Origin of the sequence: Aeromonas sp. QDB17 (assembly GCF_027705305.1) — a bacterium.
GTDB classification, from domain to species: Bacteria; Pseudomonadota; Gammaproteobacteria; order Enterobacterales; family Aeromonadaceae; genus Aeromonas; species Aeromonas caviae.
This window is the reverse complement of the sequence record NZ_JAPDBP010000003.1, coordinates 122,825-144,974: the sequence shown is the minus strand read 5'-3', so window position 1 is coordinate 144,974 and position 22,150 is coordinate 122,825. Positions and strand designations below refer to the sequence as shown.

General features: G+C 59.8%; 20 protein-coding genes and 2 tRNA genes. 5 read left to right on the top strand and 17 right to left on the bottom strand.

Annotated features, from left to right (window positions below; translation table 11 throughout):
* Positions 1–4: 4 nt before the first annotated feature.
* Positions 5–1,345: a TldD/PmbA family protein gene (locus OKC41_RS04075; RefSeq protein ID WP_201894366.1), complete on the top strand. Its 1,341-nt coding sequence runs from the start codon at positions 5–7 to the stop codon at positions 1,343–1,345.
* A 141-nt stretch (positions 1,346–1,486) separates the two neighbouring features.
* The gene (locus OKC41_RS04070) at positions 1,487–1,864 is read left to right on the top strand and encodes a VOC family protein (protein ID WP_010673739.1); all 378 of its coding nucleotides are present in this window, start codon (positions 1,487–1,489) and stop codon (positions 1,862–1,864) included.
* Positions 1,865–1,935: 71 nt separating this feature from the next.
* Here OKC41_RS04070 and OKC41_RS04065 read toward each other — a convergent pair whose 3' ends face one another.
* Positions 1,936–2,862 carry a L,D-transpeptidase family protein gene (locus tag OKC41_RS04065; protein WP_041212511.1) on the bottom strand — a complete coding sequence of 309 codons (927 nt, stop codon included), beginning with the start codon at positions 2,860–2,862 and terminating at the stop codon, positions 1,936–1,938.
* 443 nt (positions 2,863–3,305) lie between these two features.
* Between OKC41_RS04065 and yegQ the strand changes: the two genes are divergently transcribed.
* Complete coding sequence (gene yegQ / locus OKC41_RS04060; RefSeq protein ID WP_010675357.1) at positions 3,306–4,670, top strand: tRNA 5-hydroxyuridine modification protein YegQ; 1,365 nt, start codon at positions 3,306–3,308, stop codon at positions 4,668–4,670.
* 1 nt (position 4,671) lies between these two features.
* Entirely contained in the window at positions 4,672–4,920 is a 249-nt protein-coding gene (locus tag OKC41_RS04055) for a YfhL family 4Fe-4S dicluster ferredoxin (RefSeq protein WP_010675358.1), read from the top strand.
* 204 nt (positions 4,921–5,124) lie between these two features.
* Here OKC41_RS04055 and OKC41_RS04050 read toward each other — a convergent pair whose 3' ends face one another.
* Positions 5,125–5,517: a DUF1090 domain-containing protein gene (locus OKC41_RS04050; protein ID WP_039041125.1), complete on the bottom strand. Its 393-nt coding sequence runs from the start codon at positions 5,515–5,517 to the stop codon at positions 5,125–5,127.
* 160 nt (positions 5,518–5,677) lie between these two features.
* On the opposite strand from OKC41_RS04050, the gene OKC41_RS04045 reads away from it, so the two are divergent.
* Positions 5,678–6,031, top strand: coding sequence for a DsrE/DsrF/TusD sulfur relay family protein (locus OKC41_RS04045; RefSeq protein ID WP_010675361.1), 354 nt, complete (start codon positions 5,678–5,680; stop codon positions 6,029–6,031).
* A gap of 3 nt (positions 6,032–6,034) precedes the next feature.
* On the opposite strand, the gene OKC41_RS04040 is transcribed toward OKC41_RS04045, so the two are convergent.
* The 15 genes from OKC41_RS04040 to ftsH form a co-directional block, all read right to left on the bottom strand.
* Entirely contained in the window at positions 6,035–7,246 is a 1,212-nt protein-coding gene (locus tag OKC41_RS04040) for an MFS transporter (protein WP_201894367.1), read from the bottom strand.
* A 142-nt stretch (positions 7,247–7,388) separates the two neighbouring features.
* A complete protein-coding gene (pnp, locus tag OKC41_RS04035) occupies positions 7,389–9,527 on the bottom strand; it encodes a polyribonucleotide nucleotidyltransferase (protein ID WP_029314766.1) in 2,139 nt (712 codons plus the stop codon).
* A gap of 180 nt (positions 9,528–9,707) precedes the next feature.
* Positions 9,708–9,977: a 30S ribosomal protein S15 gene (gene rpsO, locus OKC41_RS04030; RefSeq protein ID WP_010675364.1), complete on the bottom strand. Its 270-nt coding sequence runs from the start codon at positions 9,975–9,977 to the stop codon at positions 9,708–9,710.
* Positions 9,978–10,112: 135 nt separating this feature from the next.
* Complete coding sequence (gene truB / locus OKC41_RS04025; RefSeq protein WP_010675365.1) at positions 10,113–11,063, bottom strand: tRNA pseudouridine(55) synthase TruB; 951 nt, start codon at positions 11,061–11,063, stop codon at positions 10,113–10,115.
* Position 11,064: 1 nt separating this feature from the next.
* Positions 11,065–11,499 carry a 30S ribosome-binding factor RbfA gene (rbfA, locus tag OKC41_RS04020; RefSeq protein WP_010675366.1) on the bottom strand — a complete coding sequence of 145 codons (435 nt, stop codon included), beginning with the start codon at positions 11,497–11,499 and terminating at the stop codon, positions 11,065–11,067.
* Between the two features lie 55 nt (positions 11,500–11,554).
* A complete protein-coding gene (infB, locus tag OKC41_RS04015) occupies positions 11,555–14,257 on the bottom strand; it encodes a translation initiation factor IF-2 (protein WP_043153231.1) in 2,703 nt (900 codons plus the stop codon).
* Positions 14,258–14,277: 20 nt separating this feature from the next.
* Positions 14,278–15,780, bottom strand: coding sequence for a transcription termination factor NusA (nusA, locus tag OKC41_RS04010; protein WP_039040286.1), 1,503 nt, complete (start codon positions 15,778–15,780; stop codon positions 14,278–14,280).
* A 14-nt stretch (positions 15,781–15,794) separates the two neighbouring features.
* Complete coding sequence (gene rimP, locus OKC41_RS04005) at positions 15,795–16,253, bottom strand: ribosome maturation factor RimP (protein ID WP_010675370.1); 459 nt, start codon at positions 16,251–16,253, stop codon at positions 15,795–15,797.
* Between the two features lie 166 nt (positions 16,254–16,419).
* A tRNA-Met gene (locus tag OKC41_RS04000) sits at positions 16,420–16,496 on the bottom strand.
* A gap of 91 nt (positions 16,497–16,587) precedes the next feature.
* Positions 16,588–16,672: transfer RNA gene (locus OKC41_RS03995), tRNA-Leu, on the bottom strand.
* A gap of 7 nt (positions 16,673–16,679) precedes the next feature.
* Positions 16,680–17,006, bottom strand: a complete 327-nt coding sequence (secG, locus tag OKC41_RS03990) for a preprotein translocase subunit SecG (RefSeq protein ID WP_010633113.1) — start codon at positions 17,004–17,006, stop codon at positions 16,680–16,682.
* Positions 17,007–17,771 (bottom strand): triose-phosphate isomerase, encoded by a 765-nt coding sequence (gene tpiA / locus OKC41_RS03985; RefSeq protein WP_104452435.1) that lies wholly within the window; start codon positions 17,769–17,771, stop codon positions 17,007–17,009.
* A gap of 131 nt (positions 17,772–17,902) precedes the next feature.
* Positions 17,903–19,237 (bottom strand): phosphoglucosamine mutase, encoded by a 1,335-nt coding sequence (gene glmM / locus OKC41_RS03980; RefSeq protein ID WP_042014473.1) that lies wholly within the window; start codon positions 19,235–19,237, stop codon positions 17,903–17,905.
* A gap of 18 nt (positions 19,238–19,255) precedes the next feature.
* The gene (gene folP, locus OKC41_RS03975) at positions 19,256–20,101 is read right to left on the bottom strand and encodes a dihydropteroate synthase (RefSeq protein ID WP_201894368.1); all 846 of its coding nucleotides are present in this window, start codon (positions 20,099–20,101) and stop codon (positions 19,256–19,258) included.
* An 84-nt stretch (positions 20,102–20,185) separates the two neighbouring features.
* Positions 20,186–22,138 carry an ATP-dependent zinc metalloprotease FtsH gene (gene ftsH, locus OKC41_RS03970; RefSeq protein ID WP_042014472.1) on the bottom strand — a complete coding sequence of 651 codons (1,953 nt, stop codon included), beginning with the start codon at positions 22,136–22,138 and terminating at the stop codon, positions 20,186–20,188.
* Between the last annotated feature and the right edge of the window lie 12 nt (positions 22,139–22,150).

Below are 22,150 nucleotides of genomic sequence, written 5' to 3'. Positions count from 1 at the left end.
CCTGATGAGCCAACTCGACATGAACCAACTGCTTGCCCGTCTATTGGACCAGGTCGCCGATCTGGGTGCCGAGGCAGACGTCATCGCCAATCAGGAGAAGGCCTTCTCCCTCAAGGCCGACAAGGGCGAACTCAGTGAATACAAGGTCACCAGCAGCCAGCAGATCGGCATTCGCCTCATCAAGGAAGGCCGGGTCGGCATCGCCTATTCCGAGTCCCTCGACTCGTCGGCCCTGGACGCCATGGTGCAGGATGCGCTCGATGCGAGCCGCTTCGCCAAGGTGGACCCGGATCAGCGCATCACAGTGCAGCAGAGCAGGCTCATCACCGACTGCGCCGAGATACATCAGGCCGACACCACGGCGGTGGAAGAGAAGATCGCCCTGACCCTGCGCCTCGAGTCCGACATGCTGGCCCTGCCGGACGTGACCGGCGCCCCCTACAACGGCTTCTTCGAGGGGGAGAGCCGCCTCTGGCTTGCCAACAGCCAGGGTAGCCTCTGTGAACATCAGGAATTCAGCGTCGGCTGCCACAGCTCCGCTCTCATCGAGCGGGAGGGCCGCCAGTCCATGCACTACCAGGGACAGTACGCACGGCGCTTCGACGAGTTGGAGAGCCAGCCTCTCATCCGCCAGATCCACGCCGTGGCCGATGGCCTGCTGATGGGTGAGGCGGTGCCGAGCGGTCGCTACAGCGTCATCTTCAGCACCCACTGCTTTGCCAGCCTGTTTGGCTGCTTCCAGTCCGCCCTGTCTGGCAAGTGGGCCCAGCAGGGGATCAACCCCTGGCGCGACAAGCTGGGTCAAAGCGTGGCTTCTCGCTGGCTCACCCTGGAGAGTCGTGCCTATATGCCGGGGGGCATGAAGATCAAGGCGTTTGACGGCGAAGGGGCCGCCACTTCGGATCTCCTGCTCATCGGCGAGGGGGAGCTCAAGACCCTGCTGCACAACAGCGCCACCGCCCGCCACTTCGGCGTGACAAGCAACGGTGCAGCCGCCCGCAGTGCCCGCAGTGCCCTGGACGTGGCCCCTCGTCACCTGGTGTTCGGGCTCGGCCCCCACGGCGAGGCCGAGGTACAAAGCGGTGAGTACCTGGAGCTGGTCAAGCTGGACGGCCTGCACTCCGGGGCCGATGCGGTGAGCGGCGACTTCTCGTTCGGCGCCTCCGGCTTCCTCTGCCGAAATGGCGAGCGCGTGGCACCGGTACGCGGCATCACGGTGGCGGGCAACTTCTATCGTCTGCTCGGGGAGCTGGAAGCGGTCGGCAACCAGCTGCACCACGACGATGGCAAGGACTTCTATGCCCCGCTGATCCGCTTTGGCGGGCTCAGCATTGCCGGCAAATAAGAGGGGGAGCCTTACTCGGCTCTTCCCCCTTCAAGCGGCGCCATCAGGCGCCGCTTTTTTATCCATGGCGCCCCCCGACGGCCACTTCTAACCTCAAAGAGCCACCGACCGCGTTGGCCGGAAACTCTGGAGAATACGACGATGGACAACACCCTGGTCTGGGCCGACATTCCGACACGGGATCTGGATCGCGCCATGGACTTCTACTCGGCCCTGCTCGATGTGCAGGTCACCCCCATCCAGGAAGAGACCATGCGCTTTGCCATGCTGCGCCACGACGGCAGCAACGCGGCGGCCTGTCTCGGCCCCATGGACAAATATCACCAGCCCGGCGGTGCCGGTCCCCTCATCTATCTCTCCCTCGGTGACAGGCTGCAGGAAGCGGAACTGCTGGTCCCCCGGCTCGGCGGGCGGGTGCTGGAGCCTCTGCACAGCATCGGCAGTGGTCATGGCTCCCGGGTCATCATCGAGGATACCGAAGGCAACTGGCTGGCCCTCTATGCCCCACCAGCCAGCTGACGTCCGGATACGCAGAAACAATAACGGCGACCATCAGGTCGCCGTTGTTGTTAAACTGCACTTGCCGGCCATTACGCCTCTGGATTGAGGCGGGTCGGGATGCCGGTACGCTGTTCCAGCACCTGCTTGACCACGTTGGAGTCGCTGTCAGCGTGGGCGATGAAGCGGGTGGTCGCCGGGGTCATGGGCAGCGGCACGGAGGCAGTGGAGTTGAACTCTTCCTCGGTGCGCGACAGCGGCTCGTGCACTTCCATGTAGCGACCGCCATCCGGCTCGACCGTGGTCTTGACCGGCTGGTTGACGAACTGGACGCGGGTGCCGACCGGCACGTGATCGAACAGGTACTTGATGTCGTCGGCGCGCAGGCGCACGCAGCCGCTGCTCACCCGCAGACCGATGCCGAAGGTGGCGTTGGTGCCGTGGATGGCGTACAGGTTGCCGATGTAGAGCGCGTGCAGGCCCATGGGGTTGTCCGGGCCGGCCGGCCAGACCGCGGGCAGGGTCTTGCCCTGGGCGGCGTAGCGGCGACGGATATTCTCGGTCGGGGTCCAGGTCGGGTTGGCACGCTTGCGCTCAACCTTGGTGATCCAGTTCTCCGGGGTGTTGACCCCGAGCTGGCCGATGCCGATGGGCAGCACATGCACCACGTTCTTGCCCTTCGGGTAGTAGTAGAGACGCATCTCGGCCACGTTGATGACGATCCCTTCGCGGGGAGCGTTGGGCAGGATCAGCTGATGGGGAATGATCAGCGTGCTGCCCGCCTTGGGCAGGTAGGGGTCGACGCCCGGGTTGGCTTCCATGATGTTGGTCAGACCCAGCTGGAAGTCGGAGGCGATCTGCTCCAGCGGACGGTTGTCTGCGGGCACCACGTATTCCTGGTTCTCACCGATCAGGCGGCTGTTGGCTGCAGGCAGCTGGTATTCAACGGCGGCGGCCTGCTGGCTGACCAGCGCCAGCGTACATAAAAGAGCCGAAGCGGCAATGCGAAGGGGATTCATAAAATTCCTGTATGGTTTCCTGTTCCTGTGGGCCTTTGCCCTGCTCATCATCGGTCTCTTGTGGGCCCGTCACCGGGGACCAACAACCGAGCGCGCATTCTTTCCCGAGCAGGGCAAAATTTCAACTTGGAGATGGTCTTTTTCGCCGAAAAGATCCATTTCACCGCCAACTCAGGGGCCTCTTTCACCCCTTGCACTCTAGCAACCCCAGTCTGAGCGTAAAATGAACATGGCGCAGGTATGCCAGGGTCGTCCCAAATTGCATGACGAGGCGGTCACGAGTACAATCTCGCACCCCGTATATCCGGAGTATCGAGTCACCTCCTGCTCCGATGTGCCCCCATCGGATGGCCGTGCGTCGAAGACGGTCGCGCCACCGATGAACCCACACGACGCCATCAGGTGGCGCCGTCCTGATTTGCAATCAGATAAAAGAGTCCAACATGTTCAGACCAGAATTGCTCTCCCCTGCCGGGACCCTCAAGAACATGCGCTACGCCTATGCCTATGGCGCAGACGCCGTCTATGCGGGCCAGCCGCGCTACAGCCTGCGGGTACGCAACAACGAATTCGATCACGAGAATCTGCAGCTCGGCATCAACGAGGCCCATGCCCTCGGCAAGCAGTTCTATGTGGTGGCCAACATTCAGCCCCACAACTCCAAGCTCAAGACCTTCATCCGCGACATGCGCCCTGTGGTGGATATGAAGCCGGATGCACTCATCATGTCCGATCCCGGTCTCATCATGATGATGCGCGAAGCCTTCCCCGACATGCCTATCCACCTCTCGGTGCAGGCCAACGCGGTCAACTGGGCCACGGTGAAGTTCTGGCATCAGATGGGCCTGACCCGTGCCATCCTCTCCCGCGAGCTGTCTCTCGACGAGATCGAGGAGATCCGCATGCAGGTGCCGGAGATGGAACTGGAAGTCTTCGTCCACGGGGCGCTGTGCATGGCCTACTCCGGCCGCTGCCTGCTCTCCGGCTACATCAACAAGCGTGACCCCAACCAGGGTACCTGCACCAACTCCTGCCGCTGGGAGTACAAGGTGCACGAGGGCAAGGAAGATGACGTGGGCCAGATCGTCCACCGCCAGGAGCCCATCGCCGTGCAAAAGGTGGATCCGACCCTGGGCGCAGGCAAGCCGACCGATGCCCTGGTGCTGCTGGAGGAGTCCAACCGCCCGGGCGAGTTCATGACTGCGTTTGAAGACGAGCACGGTACCTACATCATGAACTCCAAGGATCTGCGCGCTGTCGAGCACGTCGAGCGCCTGACCAAAATGGGCGTTCATTCGCTGAAAATCGAAGGCCGTACCAAGTCCTTCTACTACTGCGCCCGTACCGCCCAGGTCTATCGCAAGGCCATCGACGATGCGGTGGCTGGCCGTCCATTCGATCCGACCCTGATGGGCACCCTCGAGAACCTGGCCCACCGCGGCTACACCGAGGGCTTCCTGCGCCGTCACAACCACAGCGAATACCAGAACTACGACTACGGTTACTCCGTCTCCGACACCCAGCAGTTCGTCGGCGAGATCACCGGTCGCAACGGTGACATGGTCGAGGTCGAGGTGAAGAACAAGTTCCTGCTGGGCAACAGCCTGGAGCTGATGACCCCCCAGGGCAACCTCAGCTTCAACCTGGAGCAGATGCAGAACCGCAAGGGCGAGCTCATCGACACCGCACCGGGCAACGGCCACGTGGTCTACGTGCCGGTACCCAAGGAGATCGACGTGAATTACGGCATCCTGCTGCGCAACCTCGGCGAGCGCGAGGATACCCGTCAACCTCACTCGGCGGCCTGAGATGGCACTGCTCATCACCGACAAGTGCATCAACTGTGACATGTGCGATCCGGAGTGTCCTAACCAGGCCATCACCCTGGGGAGCAAGATCTACGAGATAGACCCGGATCGCTGCACCGAATGCGTCGGCCACTATGAGAAGCCGACCTGCATCAGCGTCTGCCCCATCGATTGCATCATCTGGGATCCCGCCCACGTGGAGACCGAAGATCAGTTGATGGAGAAATTCGTGCGGATGCACAGGCAGTAGCTGTAGCACCTGCATCTGCATCTGCATCTGCGCCCCATGGACGGCATCCTCCGGGATCCCGTCCATAGGGTGGAAACCGAAGATCAGCTGATGGAGAAATTCGTGCGGATGCACAGGCAGTCAGCGTCTGACACTCGCGGGTGCATTATCCAGAAATAGAAAAAGCCGGGCATGCCCGGCTTTTTCTATTGCGCTGCCCTTCCCTCAGGGTTTGACCAGTTTTTGCAGCGCCTCGAGTTCGCGCTGGGCTTCCAGCAACTCGGCCTGGGACTCCTCCAGCTTGGACTGCTTCTTGGCAATCTTGTCCGGCTTGCCCGATACCCGTGCGCTCTGCAACTCGGCCAGCCGCTCTTCCACTTCTTCCCTCTGCTTGACCACCTTGCGTTGCTGCTCCTCAAGGAGCCCGGCATCGGTACAATGGGCCTCCAGGTTGCGCAGTGCCCGCTCAAGGCCGGCTACCTGCTCCTGGTTGTTGTGCGCCCTGGCGAACGCAAGCTGATCCGTCACGGCCTGCTGTCTGGCCTTGCAGCCGATGTTTTCACTACCATAGGCTTGTCCGGCCAACAACAATAAGCCTATTCCGGCGATCTTCCACATAACAACCTCTTTGTTCTGTCATACTGGATGGCCGTCCATGAGACCTGACTCCCTGTGTGAGGTCAAGACACACGGGGCCGGGCTACAACAGAGTGTGCTCTGCATCATGCCGGGCCGCTTTCGCCGAGGCTACAATGGCCCTTTCAATCAGGAGAGCCACATGACCCAACACATTCTCATCATTGCCAACGGCGCCCCCTATGGCAGCGAGTCCCTGTTCAATGCCCTGCGCCTCGGCATCGCCCTCAAAGAGGAGGGAAAGGTAGACCTCAACCTCTTCCTGATGTCGGATGCCGTCACTGCTGCTCTGGCCGGGCAGGCTCCGGCCGAGGGCTACAACCTGCGCCAGATGCTGGAGATACTGCTGGCTCAGGGCACCCGGATCCGGCTTTGCAAGAGTTGCACCGATGCGCGCGGCATCACCCCGCTACCCCTTGTCGAGGGCATAGAGATAGGCACCCTCCCCTTGTTGGCCCAATGGACTCTGGCCGCCGACAAGGTGCTGACCTTCTAGCCGTCAGGGCCCAGCCCGGACCAGCGCAGGGCGCGAGGTCCGGGTACTCAGACCATAGAGCATCAGGATCAGCAGGCAGAGCAGCGCCATCAGAGCGTAAAGCCAGCTCCCGCCCCAGTGGGCCAGCACCCAGCCTCCCAGCAAGGCCCCCATGGCCACCCCGAGTCCGGAGATGGAGGCCGCCCCGAAATAGCTCCCCTTCAAATGACCAGGCGCCATCTGATCGATCAGCACATTGAGCAAGGGGAAGAGGATGCACTCCCCGACGCTCAGGAGGATCACCGCCACTATCCAGTGCCACCAGATGGCGGTATCCCCCAGCGCAAACTGCAACTGGGCGCCGAGAAAGAGCGCCACCCCGAGTTGCAGCTTGCGCCGCGTGGACCAGCGGGCAGTCAGGTGCAGCAGGGGGAACTGCAGCATCACTATGGTCAGCGCGTTGGTCGTCACCAGCCAGCCGATGAGCCGCTCCACCTCCGGCGTCCCCGCGCGGGTCAGATACTGGATGAGGGGCGACTCGAACTGGGCGTAGACCAGCATCAGCAGCAGATTGGCCATGATCAGCAGCAGAAACCCCCTGTCCTGCCAGAGCACCCGCAGCACAGCACGCATGCCAGGCCCGGCCGCCTGGCTGGTGTGGCAACCTGCCAGCCTGAACCCGATGACAAAGACGATACCAAGCAGCAGATAGCTGGCACTGAGCAACAGGAAGGTCTCCTGACGCGCGCTCAGGCCATAGGTGACGCCGAGCAGAGGACCGATGGCCGCCCCCAGGTTGAGCAGGAAATAACGCAGGTGCAGCGCCAGCTCACGGGCTTTGGGCTCGGCCAGATTGTCGGCCATCAGTGCCTTGCCCGGTGCGTCGATGAGCCCGTAGGAGAGTCCGCTGCCGATCACCCCGAGTGCCAGCCAGCCCACCTGGTGGGAGAGGCCGAGCAGGGCCACGCTGGCGGCGGAAACCAGGCAGCCGAACAGCAGGATGTTGCGCCGCCCCCATTTGTCCGAGAGCCAGCCGCCATAGAAGCTGACGAGAGTGGAAAGCGCCGCCGTGGCCCCCAGGATCAGGCCTATCAGGGTCGCCGAAAGTCCGTAGTCACGGTAGAGCAGGATGGAGAGAAAGGGCCAGACCATGAAGAAGGTGGTACGCACCATGAAAGTGCCCAGGATGACGATCCAGACCAGGGAAGGAAACTGCCTGAGGTAGGCCCATGACATGCTGCAATTCCTTTTGCCAACGAAGCGGGGTCGTCCCTTATATCAAGGGGCGCCAAAAGGAACAAGGAGACAATCTGCGCCATGCCGGGCGACAGGCACAAAAAAGCCGACCCAAGGGTCGGCTCTTTCACATACGGCAGCCTTATTCGGCAGCCGGCTCTTCGACGGCAACGGCAGCAGGAGCAGCAGCCGCTTCGGTCGGTGCGTTCGCTTCCTTGATGGAGAGACGCACACGGCCCTGACGGTCCACTTCCAGTACCTTCACCTTCACCACGTCACCGATTTTCAGGAAGTCGGCCACGTTCTGTACGCGGGCATCGGTGATCTGGGAGATGTGCACCAGACCGTCTTTACCCGGCAGGATGTTGACGAAGGCGCCGAAGTCAGCCAGGCGCACGACCTTGCCTTCGTAGATGCGGTTCACTTCGATCTCGGCGGTGATGGCCTCGATGCGGCGGATCGCTTCCATGGCGGCTTCGTTGGCCACGGCGGAGATGCGTACGGTACCGTCATCATCCAGCTCGATGTTGGTGCCGGTCTCTTCGGTCAGTGCACGGATCACGGAACCACCCTTGCCGATCACGTCCTTGATCTTCTCAGGATTGATCTTGATGGTGTGGATGCGCGGTGCGAAATCGGAGATCTGAGCACGGGGAGCCTGGATAGCTTCGTCCATCACTTTCAGGATGTGCAGACGAGCGCCACGAGCTTGCTTCAGCGCAATCTCCATGATCTCTTTGGTGATGCCTTCGATCTTGATGTCCATCTGCAGCGCGGTCACACCTTCGCTGGTACCGGCTACCTTGAAGTCCATGTCGCCCAGGTGATCTTCGTCACCCAGGATGTCGGACAGCACGACGAAACCTTCTTCTTCCTTCACCAGACCCATGGCGATACCGGCAACGGAGGCCTTGATCGGCACACCGGCATCCATCAGCGCCAGGGAGGAACCACAGACAGACGCCATGGAGGAGGAACCGTTGGATTCGGTGATTTCAGAGACCACGCGCACCACGTACGGGAACTCGGCGGCGCTCGGCATCACGGCAGCAACGCCGCGCTTGGCCAGACGGCCGTGACCGATCTCACGACGCTTCGGGCTGCCCATCATGCCGGTCTCGCCGACGCAGTAGGGCGGGAAGTTGTAGTGCAGCATGAAGCGATCGGCGCGGTTGCCGGTCAGCTCGTCGATGTTCTGGGCGTCACGCTCGGTACCCAGAGTGGCGACCACGATGGCCTGGGTTTCACCACGGGTGAACAGGGCAGAACCGTGGGCACGGGGCAGAATGCCGGTACCGACGGAGAGGGCGCGGATCATTTCCGGATCGCGACCGTCGATACGCGGCTCACCACGTACGACGCGACCACGGACGATGCGGCTCTCCAGGCTGTGGAACTCTTCGCCGATCTTCTTGGCATCTTCTTCCACGCCGGATGCGATGACTTGCTCGACCACGCGGCCCTTGATGGCAGCGATGGTTTCGTAACGAACAGCCTTCTCGGTGATACGGTAGGCTTCACCCAGTTCAGCGGTGGCCAGTTCGGCAACTTTGGCTTTCAGCGCTTCGTTGACGGCAGGCGGGGTCCAGTCCCAGGGCTTGGTACCGACGTCGGCAGCGAATTCATTGATGGCGTTGATCACGGTCTGCATCTGCTCGTGACCGTAGACCACGGCGCCCAGCATCACCTCTTCGGAGAGGATGGCCGCTTCGGATTCCACCATCAGCACCGCATTGGCAGTACCGGCAACCACCAGATCCAGATCGCTCTGGGGCAGTTCGGTGGTGGTCGGGTTCAGCACGTACTGGCCGTTCATGTAACCCACACGGGCTGCACCGATCGGGCCGCCGAACGGGATGCCGGAGATGGCCAGTGCCGCGGAAGCACCGATCATGGCAACGATGTCGGGAGAAACGGCCGGGTTCACGGACATGACGGTGGCAACCACCTGAACCTCATTGAGGAAGCCTTCCGGGAACAGCGGACGGATGGGACGGTCGATCAGACGGGAGATGAGGGTCTCACCCTCGCTCGGACGGCCTTCACGACGGAAGAAACCACCCGGGATACGACCAGCAGCATAGGTACGCTCCTGATAGTTGACGGTCAGCGGGAAGAAATCACGGCCGTGATCGGCCTCTTTCTTGCCAACGACGGTCACGAAGACACAGGTATCGTCCATGCTGACCATGACGGCCGCAGTGGCTTGACGGGCCATCACACCGGTTTCCAGTGTGACGGTGTGTTGACCGTACTGGAATGACTTTACAATAGGATTCACGTGAATTTCCTTTTAACAATTTGGCGCTTTAAATTCGCGTGCAAGTATACTTGATTCGCATCAAAAGGTAAGCGCGGACGTCAATTCTGTGAGGCAGGCAACGGCCTGCATCCTGTTTGAAACGGGCAATAAAAAAGGGGAACCTCGCGGTTCCCCTTTTTTGCGAAATCTGATGGTCGATTAACGACGCAGACCCAGCTTGGCGATCAGAGCAGCGTAACGCTGAACGTCTTTACGCTTCAGGTAGTCCAGCAGCTTACGACGCTGGGAAACCATGCGCAGCAGACCGCGACGACCGTGGTGATCCTTGGCGTGCTCCTTGAAGTGACCTTGCAGATGGTTGATCTGGGCAGTCAGCAGGGCAACTTGCACTTCGGGGGAACCGGTGTCGTTGGCGCCACGAGCGTTGTCGGCAACGATTTGAGCTTTGATCTCAGCATTTAGAGACATGGTATTACTCCAGTAGAGTGTTTAAAGGTTCACAGCCAATCTCTAATTCAGCCGTGAAATGAGGGCGGTATCATAATCGTCCCCGCCCCTTTTCGCAACGGGAAAGACGCGTGACAGACCGATACCGCCTGAGGATCACTCCTCGTCGTGGTAGCGAACCAGACGCTTGGGCGCCACGCGCCCCTCGTCATCGATCTCGCCAACCCCGATGAATTCGCGCTCCGGGCCAACCGTCATGCGGACCTGGCCGCTTTGGGGGCTACCTGCCACCTGCACGGCCTGACCCTGGTTCACATAGGCGGCCACGGCGACCAGCATGTTCACCTCGGGCAGAGAGGCCACGGCGGTGTCCATCGGCAGCAACAGGGGATCCAGCTGCTCCCGTGGCGGAATGCTTTCGGCCTTGGCCTGCTCGAAGATACACTCGAGCTGCTCCAGGGTCAGCATCCGCTCGTAGGGGTAGCTCGCTACCTGGGTGCGACGCAGCTGGGTGACGTGAGCGCCACAGCCCAGCACCTCCCCCAGATCGTCCACCAGGGAGCGGATATAGGTACCCTTGCTGCAATGCACTTCCAGCTTCACCTCGTCCCCCTCGAAGCCGAGCAGCTTGAGTTCGAAGATGGTGATGGGACGGGCTTCCCGCTCGATCTCGATCCCTTCACGGGCATATTCGTAGAGCGGGCGGCCGTTGTGCTTGAGGGCGGAGTACATGGACGGCACCTGCATGATGGGGCCGCGGAACTGGTCCAGCGCCTCGATCAGGGTGCCCACCGCCACGTTCACCGGGCGGGTGGAGACCACCTCGCCGTCGGAGTCGCTGGTGTTGGTGCGCTCGCCCAGCTTGGCGGTCACCTCATAGCGCTTGTCCGCTTCCAGCAGATACTGGGAGAACTTGGTGGCCTCCCCGAGGCAGATCGGCAACATGCCGGTGGCCAGGGGGTCCAGGGCGCCGGTATGGCCAGCCTTGGCGGCGTTGTAGATCCGCTTGACCTTCTGCAACACATCGTTGGAAGTCAGGCCGGTCGGTTTGTCCAGCAGCAGGATGCCGTGTACGTCACGGCCTTTGAAACGACGTCTACGAGACATCTCAGGCGTTATCCTCAGTCGTGTCATCCGGTGCGGATTGCTCTTCGTCACGACCGGCTTCAGTCATGCGACGCTTGTCTTCACGCACAGTGTTGGTCACCAGGTTGGAGAGGCGCATCCCCTCGACCAGGGTCTGGTCGTAGTAGAAACGCAGCTCGGGCACCACCCGCAGACGCATGGCGCTGCCCAGCAGGCTGCGGATGTAACCGGCAGCCTCGGTCAGGCCCTTGAGCCCTTCCTTGATGCGCTCGGCGTCATTCTCCAGTTGCAAGAAGGTGACATAAACCTTGGCATAGTTGAGGTCCTTGGAGACCTCCACGTCGGAGACGGTCACCATGCCGATGCGCGGGTCTTTCACCTCGCGCTGCAGGATCAGCGCGATTTCACGCTGGATCTGCTGTCCGACCCGACGGGTCCGGCTGAATTCTCTGGCCATATTCTATCCTGCGATAAAAGGGGGCCGCGGCCCCCTATTTTGTCTAACGCTCGGCTTACAGAGTCCGTTGGATTTCAACGGTCTCGTACACCTCGATCTGGTCGCCTTCGCGCACGTCGTTGTAGTTCTTGACCGCGATACCACACTCGTAGCCGTTGCGAACTTCGTTGACGTCATCCTTGAAGCGGCGCAGGGATTCCAGCTCGCCTTCATAGATAACCACGTTGTCACGCAGAACGCGAATGCGGTTGGAACGCTTGACCACACCTTCGGTAACCATACAGCCGGCAACGGCGCCGAACTTCGGCGACTTGAAGACGCTACGCACTTCAGCCAGACCGATGATCTCCTGACGATACTCAGGAGCCAGCTTGCCGCTCATGGCCTGCTTCACTTCGTCGATCAGGTCATAGATGACGGAGTAGTAACGCAGATCCAGGCTCTCGGATTCGATGACCTTGCGCGCAGAAGCGTCGGCACGGACGTTGAAGCCCACCAGGATGGCGCTGGAAGCCGCGGCCAGGGTCGCGTCGGTTTCGGTGATGCCACCTACGCCGGAACCCACGATCTTCACCTTCACTTCGTCGGTGGAGAGTTTGACCAGCGCATCGCAGATCGCTTCCACAGAGCCTTGTACATCGGCCTTGATCACCACGTTCACTTCGGACACTTCGCCCTCGGTCATGTTGGCGAACATGTTTTCCAGCTTGGCCTTCTGCTGGCGAGCCAGCTTGACTTCGCGGAACTTGCCTTGACGGTAGAGCGCCACTTCACGGGCTTTCTTCTCGTCACGCACGACCGTGGCTTCGTCACCGGCAGAGGGAACGCCGGACAGACCCAGAATTTCCACTGGCAGAGAGGGGCCTGCTTCCTTGATCTCGCGACCCAGTTCGTCACGCATGGCGCGAACCCGGCCGTACTCAAGACCACACAGCACGATGTCGCCCTGACGCAGAGTACCTTCCTGTACCAGCACGGTGGCAACCGGACCACGACCTTTATCCAGGAAGGATTCGATCACGACGCCGTTGGCCATGCCGTCAACCACCGCTTTCAGCTCCAGGACTTCGGCCTGGATCAGGATGGCTTCCAGCAGGTCGTCGATGCCTTCGCCAGACTTGGCGGAGACGTGCACGAACTGGCAATCGCCACCCCAGTCTTCGGACATGACGTTGTAACGGGCCAGCTCGGTCTTGACGCGATCCGGATCCGCTTCAGGCTTGTCGATCTTGTTCACCGCAACAACCAGCGGCACACCGGCCGCCTTGGCGTGCTGGATAGCTTCGATGGTTTGCGGCATCACGCCGTCGTCAGCTGCAACAACCAGCACAACGATGTCGGTCGCCTTGGCACCGCGAGCACGCATGGAGGTAAACGCCGCGTGACCCGGGGTATCCAGGAAGGTGATCATCCCGCTGTCGGTCTGGACGTGGTACGCACCGATGTGCTGGGTAATGCCACCGGCTTCGCCCGCCGCGACCTTGGCTTTACGGATGTAGTCCAGCAGCGAGGTCTTGCCGTGGTCGACGTGACCCATGATGGTCACGACCGGCGCACGCGGCTTGGCTTCGGAGGTCTCGTCACGATCGCTAAGTACCGCCTCTTCCAGCTCGTTCTCACGGCGCAGCACTACCTTGTGACCCATCTCCTCGGCGACCAGCTGAGCGGTCTCCTGGTCGATCACCTGGTTGATGGTGGCCATGGCACCCATCTTCATCATCACCTTGATGACTTCAACGCCCTTGACGGCCATCTTGTTGGCGAGCTCCGCCACTGTGATGGTCTCGCCGATGACGACGTCACGGTTGACCACGGCAGCCGGCTTGTTGAAGCCGTGTTTCATGGCGTTCGGCATGGCCATCTTGCCACGCTTGCCTTTGCGGGCACGCGGATCGCGGGAGTTGCGGTCATTGCGGTCGTCTTCGCGACGGCCGACTTTCTTCGGCGCCTTGGCAGCGGCAGCCGTGCGACGGCTGGTCTCTTCCTTACGATCCAACTCATCTTCGGCCGCTTGCGCGTGCTTGTTGGTGGTCAGATGGTAATCGCTGCTCTCTTTGGCGCGAGCCGCTTCTTCTTCAGCCCAGCGGGCCGCATTCTGTTCCGCCATGATGCGAGCCTCTTCGGCTTTCTTCGCGGCGAGTTCTTCAGCTTTTTGCAAAGCTGTCTGTTCCTGTTGGCGCTTCAGTTCTTCTGCTTCGCGCTTGGCCATCTTTTCTGCCTCTTGCTGAGCTGTGCTACCGGCTGCTTTGGCGGGCTGTTGAGCCTGTCGAGCCTTCTGTTGTGCCTCGATCCGCGCCTTTTCCTCAGCTTCACGACGAGCCTGCTCAGCCTCACGGCGAGCCTTCTCTTCAGCGTCGAGGCGGGCCTTCTCTTCGGCCTCGCGACGAGCTTTTTCTTCTGCTTCCAAACGCGCTGTTTCCTCGGCTTCCGCCTGGCGCTGTTCATCTTCCAGCGCCGAGCGTCTTACATAGGTGCGAGACTTGCGCACTTCTACCTGCACTTCCTTGTTCTTGCCACCAGTCCCCTGAACACTCAGGGTGCTCTTGGTCTTGCGCTGCAAGGTCATGCGAGCAGGTGCGGTGACCTCGTCACCTCCATGCTGTTTCTTCAGATGTGCCAGCAGAGTCTGTTTCTCAGACTCGCTGACCATGTCGTCGGCCTTGCTCTTCACGATGCCGGCATCGACAAACTGCTGGAGAAGACGATCAACCGGCGTGTCGATGTCAGTGGCAAGTTGCTTAACTGATACTTCTGCCATTCATTTTCCTCCGTTTGACCTTATTCAGACTGCTCTTCTCCGAACCAACAGATATTGCGAGCAGCCATAATGAGCTCACCAGCCTTCTCGGCGGTCAACTCTTCGATGTCGGCAAGGTCATCAATACCTTGCTCTGCCAAATCTTCCAGGGTGCCGACACCGCGAGCGGCCAGGGCATAGGCCATTTCACGGCCGAGGCCGGAGAGATTGAGCAGTTCTTCGGAAGGCTCGACGCCTTCAAAGGATTCTTCTTTGGCCAGGGCCTTGGTGGTCAGGGCATCCTTGGCACGCTTGCGCAGCTCTTCGACCATGTCTTCATCCAGACCGTCGATGGCCAGCAGCTCGTTGACCGGGACGAAGGCGATCTCTTCCAGAGTGGAGAAGCCCTCTTCCATCAGCAGGCCGGCGAAATCGTCGTCGATATCGAGGGTGCTGGTGAACAGCGTCAGGATGCGGTCGTTCTCGGCCTGGTGCTTGGCACGCATGTCCTCGACGGTCATCACGTTCAGTTCCCAACCGGTCAGCTGGGAGGCCAGACGCACGTTCTGACCGTTGCGGCCGATGGCCTGGGCCAGGTTGGCGGCTTCCACGGCGATGTCCATGGTGTGGTTGTCTTCATCAACGATGATGGAAGCCACATCGGCTGGCGCCATGGCGTTGATCACGTATTGGGCCGGGTTGTCATCGTACAGCACGATGTCGGCACGCTCACCGCTCAGCTCGGCGGAGACGGCCTGAACGCGGGCACCACGCATGCCGATACAGGCACCGATCGGGTCGATACGACGATCGTTGGTCTTGACCGCGATCTTGGCGCGGGAACCCGGATCACGGGCAGCGCCCATGATTTCAATCATCTCTTCGCCGATTTCCGGCACTTCGATGCGGAACAGCTCTTTCAGGAAGTCCGGGCTGGAGCGGCTGACGAACAGCTGGGAACCACGGGCTTCCGGACGCACGGCGTAGAGCAGGCCACGGATGCGGTCGCCGGGACGGAAGGTCTCACGGGGCAACATGTCGTCACGGAAGATCACGGCTTCGGCATTGCTGCCCAGATCCAGGATCACGTTGTCGCGGTTGCTCTTCTTGACCACGCCGCTGATGATGGTGCCTTCCTTGTCCTTGAACTGGTCAACGACCTGGGAACGCTCAGCCTCGCGCACTTTCTGCACGATGACCTGCTTGGCGGTCTGGGTGGTGATACGGTCGAAGGTCACAGAGTCAATCTGGTCTTCAACATAGTCGCCGATCTGGATATCCGGCTGCTCGATCTGAGCGGCTTCGAGAGTGATTTCCCCGTACGGGTTCTCCATGGAAGCCTGATCGGCCACCACGACCCAACGGCGATAGGTGTCATAGTCACCGGTCTTGCGATCGATCTCGACACGCACTTCAATCTCGCCTTCGTATTTTTTCTTGGTCGCAGTCGCCAGCGCAGTCTCCAGAGCCTGGAAAATCTTCTCGCGGGGGACAGCCTTCTCGTTGGACACAGCGTCAACGACCAGCAAAATCTCTTTATTCATATCCGATAGCCTCGTTAACCAAAGTTCGGCACTATGTTCGCTTTTTGGATATTGGTGAAAGCCAACACCTCGTCCTTACCATCTACCGTCAGAGTGATCATGTCCCCCTGCACGGCTTTGATTACGCCTTTGAACTTGCGGCGGTTGTTTGTTGCCATCCGAAGCGTTACCGCCGCCTCCTGGCCAACGTATTTTTCGAACTGGGCGACCTTGAACAGTGGACGATCCAGACCCGGGGAAGACACCTCAAGGTAGTACTCCTCGGTGATGGGATCTTCGACATCCATGATGGCGCCGACCTGGCGGCTCACCTCGGCACAGTCTTCCACCGTCACGCCTTGCTCCGAGTCGATGAAAACGCGCAAGGTCGAGTGCTTACCCGCACGGATAAACTCGATACCCCACAGTTCAAAACCCAAGGCAACGACCGGAGCCTCGAGCAGATCGGTCAAACGTTGTTCCAACGTAGCCAAAGTCACCCTCCGAAAAACGAAAAAAGGGCATATAGCCCAGATAGAAATAGATTCAGAGTAAATTGCACATAACAAAAAGCCCCGATGTCAAATCGGGGCTTGGCGCTTTACCCTGATTGTCGCCTCGCAGCGACCGCCTTCCTGAGCGTAGGAAATGCGTGAAATTTGGTTGCGGGGGCCGGATTTGAACCGACGACCTTCGGGTTATGAGCCCGACGAGCTACCATGCTGCTCCACCCCGCGTCCGAAATCGTGCGAGATTATAGCCACTTCGCTCTCGTGAGACAAGACTCAGTGGCTATAACATCCCGGTTACCCGGGTTCACTGCTTAATTGGTGCCGTGGGCGGGACTCGAACCCGCACACCCTAGAGCACTACCCCCTCAAGATAGCGTGTCTACCAATTCCACCACCACGGCAAAACTCTTATTCGGGAACGTCAGTATCTTTCTTGACTGGCGCTTTGCTCTGCTCAACTTGTTGAGTCTGTTGCAGATTTTCCCATTCACTACCCTGTTTGACCTTGTTGCTGGACATGGAACCCAGAACCAGACTAATCAAGAAAAACAGAGTAGCCAAAATTGCTGTTGTGCGGGTCAGGAAACTGCCTGAACCACCGGAGCCGAATACAGTATTCGATGCCCCTGCGCCGAAGGAGGCGCCCATATCAGCCCCTTTACCTTGCTGAATCATCACCAGACCAATCAGAGCCAGCGATACCAGCAGATAAACGACCAAAAGAATCTCGTACATTTAACTTGCACCCTTTGCCGCTTCAACTATTCCTAAAAACGCCTCGCCATCAAGACTTGCCCTGCCTATCAGACCGCCATCAATATCGGGCTGCGCAAACAAATCTTGTGCATTGGCCGGTGTCACGCTCCCACCATAGATGATTCTGACTTTCTCACCTATTACCGGAGTATCCTCCGCCAAGCGACTGCGAATAAAGGAATGAACCTCTTGTGCCTGCTCGGGTGTGGCGCATTTACCTGTACCTACAGCCCAGATTGGCTCGTAGGCGATGATAGCATTATCGAAAGCCATCGCGCCATTTTTCTCTATGACGATGTCCAGTTCCTCGGCAATCACCTCGAAGGTTCTTCTTGCCTGCCTCGCTGCTCCTGACTCACCCAGACAAAGTATGGGTATCAGACCTGCTGCTCTGACTGCCGCAAACTTCTCTGCGACTATAAAACTGGTCTCACCAAAGAGACGCCTGCGCTCGGAGTGGCCAACAAGTACATATCGGCAACCTGCCTCGACCAGCATCTCACACGAGATTTCCCCCGTATAAGCGCCTTGTCTGTGCTGACTCACGTTCTGAGCCCCCAGCTTCACTCTTCCCTGCTCACCGAGCAGTTCGGCCGTGAAACCGAGATGCACATGGGATGGACACAAGACCACATCTACGTCTTCATCAATGCGTTCTGTGCACTGACTCGTAAACTGCTCTAACTGCGACCTACTACCGTGTAACTTCCAGTTGGCTGCTACAAACGGCTTGCGATGTCCCATCGGCAACTCCCTTGCGAAAGCGGGGCTGATAATATCCAGAGGATGCTCAGCTGACAAGTGCTATTTTCAAATTTTCGAATCGTTTGAACAAGATACAACCAAGGCGACTAAAAAGCCGCCTTGGTTGTTCATTAAAACGCCGATTCGACCTGTTTGGCGATGCGCTCTGCCATATCGCGCACCTGCTGTTCGTGTTCACCTTCGACCATGACCCGGATCAGGGGCTCGGTGCCGGATTTGCGCAACAGCACCCGGCCACGGCCGGCCAGTTCCAGCTCCACTGCCGCCACTTCCTGCTGAACGGCACTGGAGGTCAGCGGATCCTTGCCTTCGGCGAAGCGCACATTGACCAGCACTTGCGGGAACTTGCTCATGCCCGAACGCAATTTGGCCAGCGGCATCTCGGCACTGCGCATGGCCGTCAGCACCTGCAGGGCGGCGACGATACCATCCCCCGTGGTGGTCTGATCCAGGCAGATGATGTGACCGGAGTTTTCGCCCCCGATGCGCCAGCCCTTCTCGTTCATCATCTCAAGCACGTAGCGGTCACCCACCTTGGCACGGGCAAAGGGGATGCCCAGGGTCTGAAGCGCCAGCTCCAGCCCCATGTTGGCCATCAGGGTGCCCACCACACCGCCCTTGAGACGGCCATGGCGCAGGGCATCCCGGGCGATGATGTAGAGGATCTCATCCCCGTCGATGATGTAACCAGTGCTGTCCACCATCACCAGACGGTCGCCGTCACCGTCGAAGGCGACGCCGAGATCTGCCTTGCATTCCTGGACCTTGGCGGCCAGCGCCTCCGGTGCGGTGGAACCGACGCCGTCATTGATGTTGAGCCCATCCGGGCTGCAGCCGATGGCGATGACTTCGGCACCCAGCTCGCGGAAGACGGAAGGGGCGATGTGGTAGGTGGCACCATGACCGCAATCCACCACCATTTTCAGCCCTTCCAGGCTCAGATTGGAGGGGAAGGTGCTCTTGCAGAATTCGATGTAGCGACCAGCCGCATCATCGATGCGCTGCGCCTTGCCAAGCTCCGCGGACTCCACGCACTTGAGTTCGTTGTCGAGCTCGGCTTCGATGGCCAGCTCGACATCATCGGGCAGCTTGGTGCCGTCGGCGGAGAAGAACTTGATGCCGTTGTCGTAATAGGGGTTGTGGGATGCACTGATGACGATGCCGGCTTCGGCACGGAAGGTGCGAGTCAGGTAGGCAACTGCCGGGGTGGGCATGGGTCCCATTAATATGGCTTTGAGACCGGCGGCGGAGAGCCCCGCCTCCAGTGCCGACTCCAGCATGTAACCGGAGATACGGGTATCCTTGCCGATCAGCACCTTCTTGGTCCCTTTCTTGGAGAGCACCTTGCCGGCGGCCCAGCCCAGTTTCATGACGAAATCCGGGGTGATCGGGTATTCACCCACCTTGCCGCGCACGCCGTCGGTGCCGAAGTACTTTCTGGTCATTGTCTGTTTCTCGTTTTTCTATTTGGATATGAAATCTTGTCCCGTCATGGTCATCCAGCCTGTACGCAAGACATCCATGGTGGCCCGCACGTCGTGCACCCGGATGATCCTGGCGCCATGTTGCAACCCGATCAGGGCACAGGCCAGACTACCAGCCAACCGCTCGGCTACCGGGCGGTCAAGCAGGTTGCCTATCATAGACTTTCGTGACATGCCCACCAAGAGCGGAAGTTGGTAATCGAGCAGTGACGCCTGCTGGGCCAGCAGCTGATAGTTGTGCGCCAGCGTCTTGCCAAAGCCATAGCCTGGATCCAGTACCAGATGCTCACGCGGGATACCGGCCCCCAGACAAGCGGCAATCCGCTCGTCAAAGAAGGCTCTCACCTCCCCCACCAGATCGTCATAGTGCGGCTCCACCTGCATGGTACGGGGCTGCCCCTGCATGTGCATGAGGCATACCGGTACGCCAGCCTCGGCGGCTGCGCCCAGCGCTCCCGGCTCTTGCAGAGCGCGGACATCATTGATGAGGTGACCACCTGCAGCACAACCCTCCCGCATGACAATAGCCTTGGAGGTATCGAGGGAGATCATCACATCCAGCTCGGCGACCATGCGCTCCACCACGGGGATGACCCTGTCCAGCTCCTCCTGCTCGCTGACGTCGGGGGCGCCAGGGCGGGTCGACTCGCCACCAATATCGATAAGGGTGGCCCCATCGGCCACCATGTCGCGGACATGACCCAACGCCAGATCGATCTGCTTGAAGCGGCCACCATCTGAAAAGGAGTCCGGCGTCACATTGAGAATGCCCATGACATGGGGACGGTCGAGAGAAAGGGTACGTCCCTTGCTGATTAACTGCATTGCTTCAACTACCTCCAACAAGAACGGCAAACTCTTCGTGCAAAGAAAAACCCCGGGCAAGCCCGGGGTTTGTATCATGGCAACTTATTTGGCCGGGACATCGTTCGCCTTGTCGATGTCACTCAGAGGTGCATTGCCCTCTTCAGCCGGCGCCTTGCCCTCCGGCCCGTTGTTCACGCTGGCACCACCTTGCGGGGTGTCACCATGCTCATCATGCCAGTTGCTGGGAGCACGGACTTCGCGACGCGCCATCAGATCATCGATCTGCTTGGCATCGATGGTCTCGTACTTCATCAATGCATCTTTCATGGTGTGCAGCACATCCATGTTGTCCAGCAGGATCTGCTTGGCACGATCGTAGTTGCGATCGATGACCTGCTTGACCTCTGCATCGATGATGCGGGCGGTATCGTCAGACATGTGCTTGGCCTTGGCCATGCTGCGGCCGAGGAAGACTTCACCATCCTCTTCTGCGTAAAGCATGGGGCCGAGACGCTCGGACATGCCCCACTGGGTGACCATCTTGCGGGCGATGTCGGTGGCACGTTCGATGTCGTTGGATGCACCGGTCGATACCTTCTCGGCACCGTAGATCAACTCTTCCGCCAGACGACCGCCATACAGGCTGGAGATCATGGACTCCAGATGCTGCTTGGAGTGGCTCCAGCGGTCCTGCTCCGGCAGGTACATGGTCACACCCAGCGCACGGCCGCGCGGAATGATGGAGACCTTGTAGACAGGATCATGATCCGGCACCACGCGACCAATGATGGCGTGACCCGCTTCGTGATAGGCCGTCATCTCCTTCTCGGACTCTTTCATCACCATGGAGCGACGTTCTGCCCCCATCATGATCTTGTCCTTCGCCTTTTCGAACTCCAGCATGGAGACCACTCGGCGGCTCTCGCGAGCAGAGAAGAGGGCAGCCTCGTTCACCAGGTTGGCCAGATCGGCACCGGAGAAACCAGGGGTACCACGGGCAATCAGCGCCGGATTGACGTCATCCGCCAGCGGTACCTTGCGCATATGCACTTTCAGGATCTGCTCACGACCGCGAACATCCGGCAAGCCGACCACGACCTGGCGGTCGAAACGACCCGGACGCAGCAGCGCAGGATCCAGAACGTCGGGACGGTTGGTGGCGGCGATGACGATGATGCCTTCGTTGCCTTCGAAACCATCCATTTCAACCAGCATCTGGTTCAGGGTCTGCTCACGTTCATCGTGACCACCACCCAGACCGGCGCCACGCTGGCGACCGACCGCATCGATCTCATCGATGAAGATGATGCAGGGGGAGGATTTCTTGGCCTGTTCGAACATGTCACGCACCCGGGAGGCACCGACACCCACGAACATTTCCACGAAATCCGAACCCGAGATGGTAAAGAACGGCACCTTGGCCTCGCCTGCAATGGCCTTGGCCAGCAAGGTCTTACCGGTACCGGGAGGACCTACCAACAGGACGCCGGTCGGGATCTTGCCACCCAGCTTCTGGAATTTGGTCGGGTCACGCAGATAGTCGACCAGCTCCTTGACCTCTTCCTTTGCCTCGTCACAACCGGCTACGTCGGCGAAGGTAGTCTTGATCTGATCTTCGCTCATCAGGCGAGCCTTGCTCTTGCCGAACGACATGGCACCCTTGCCACCACCGCCCTGCATCTGACGCATGAAGAAGACCCAGACACCGATCAACAACAGCATCGGGAACCAGGAGATGAAGATGGACGTGATCAGGGACGGTTCTTCCGGCTTCTCACCCATCACCTTGACGTTATGGTTGAGCATGTCGTTGAGCAGTTGGGGATCCGGCGCAGGAATGATGGTGGTGAAACGTTCACCGGTGCGCTTGACGCCATTGATGACCTTGCCATCCATCCGCACTTCACGGATCTGCTCCTGGGTCACTTCTTTCACGAAGCTGGAATAGTCCAGCTGGCGACTGGTGGTATCGCTGGGGCTGAAGCTATTGAATACCGACATCAGCACGACGGCGATGACCAGCCACAGGATTAGGTTTTTCGCCATGTCACTCAAATCAATGACCTC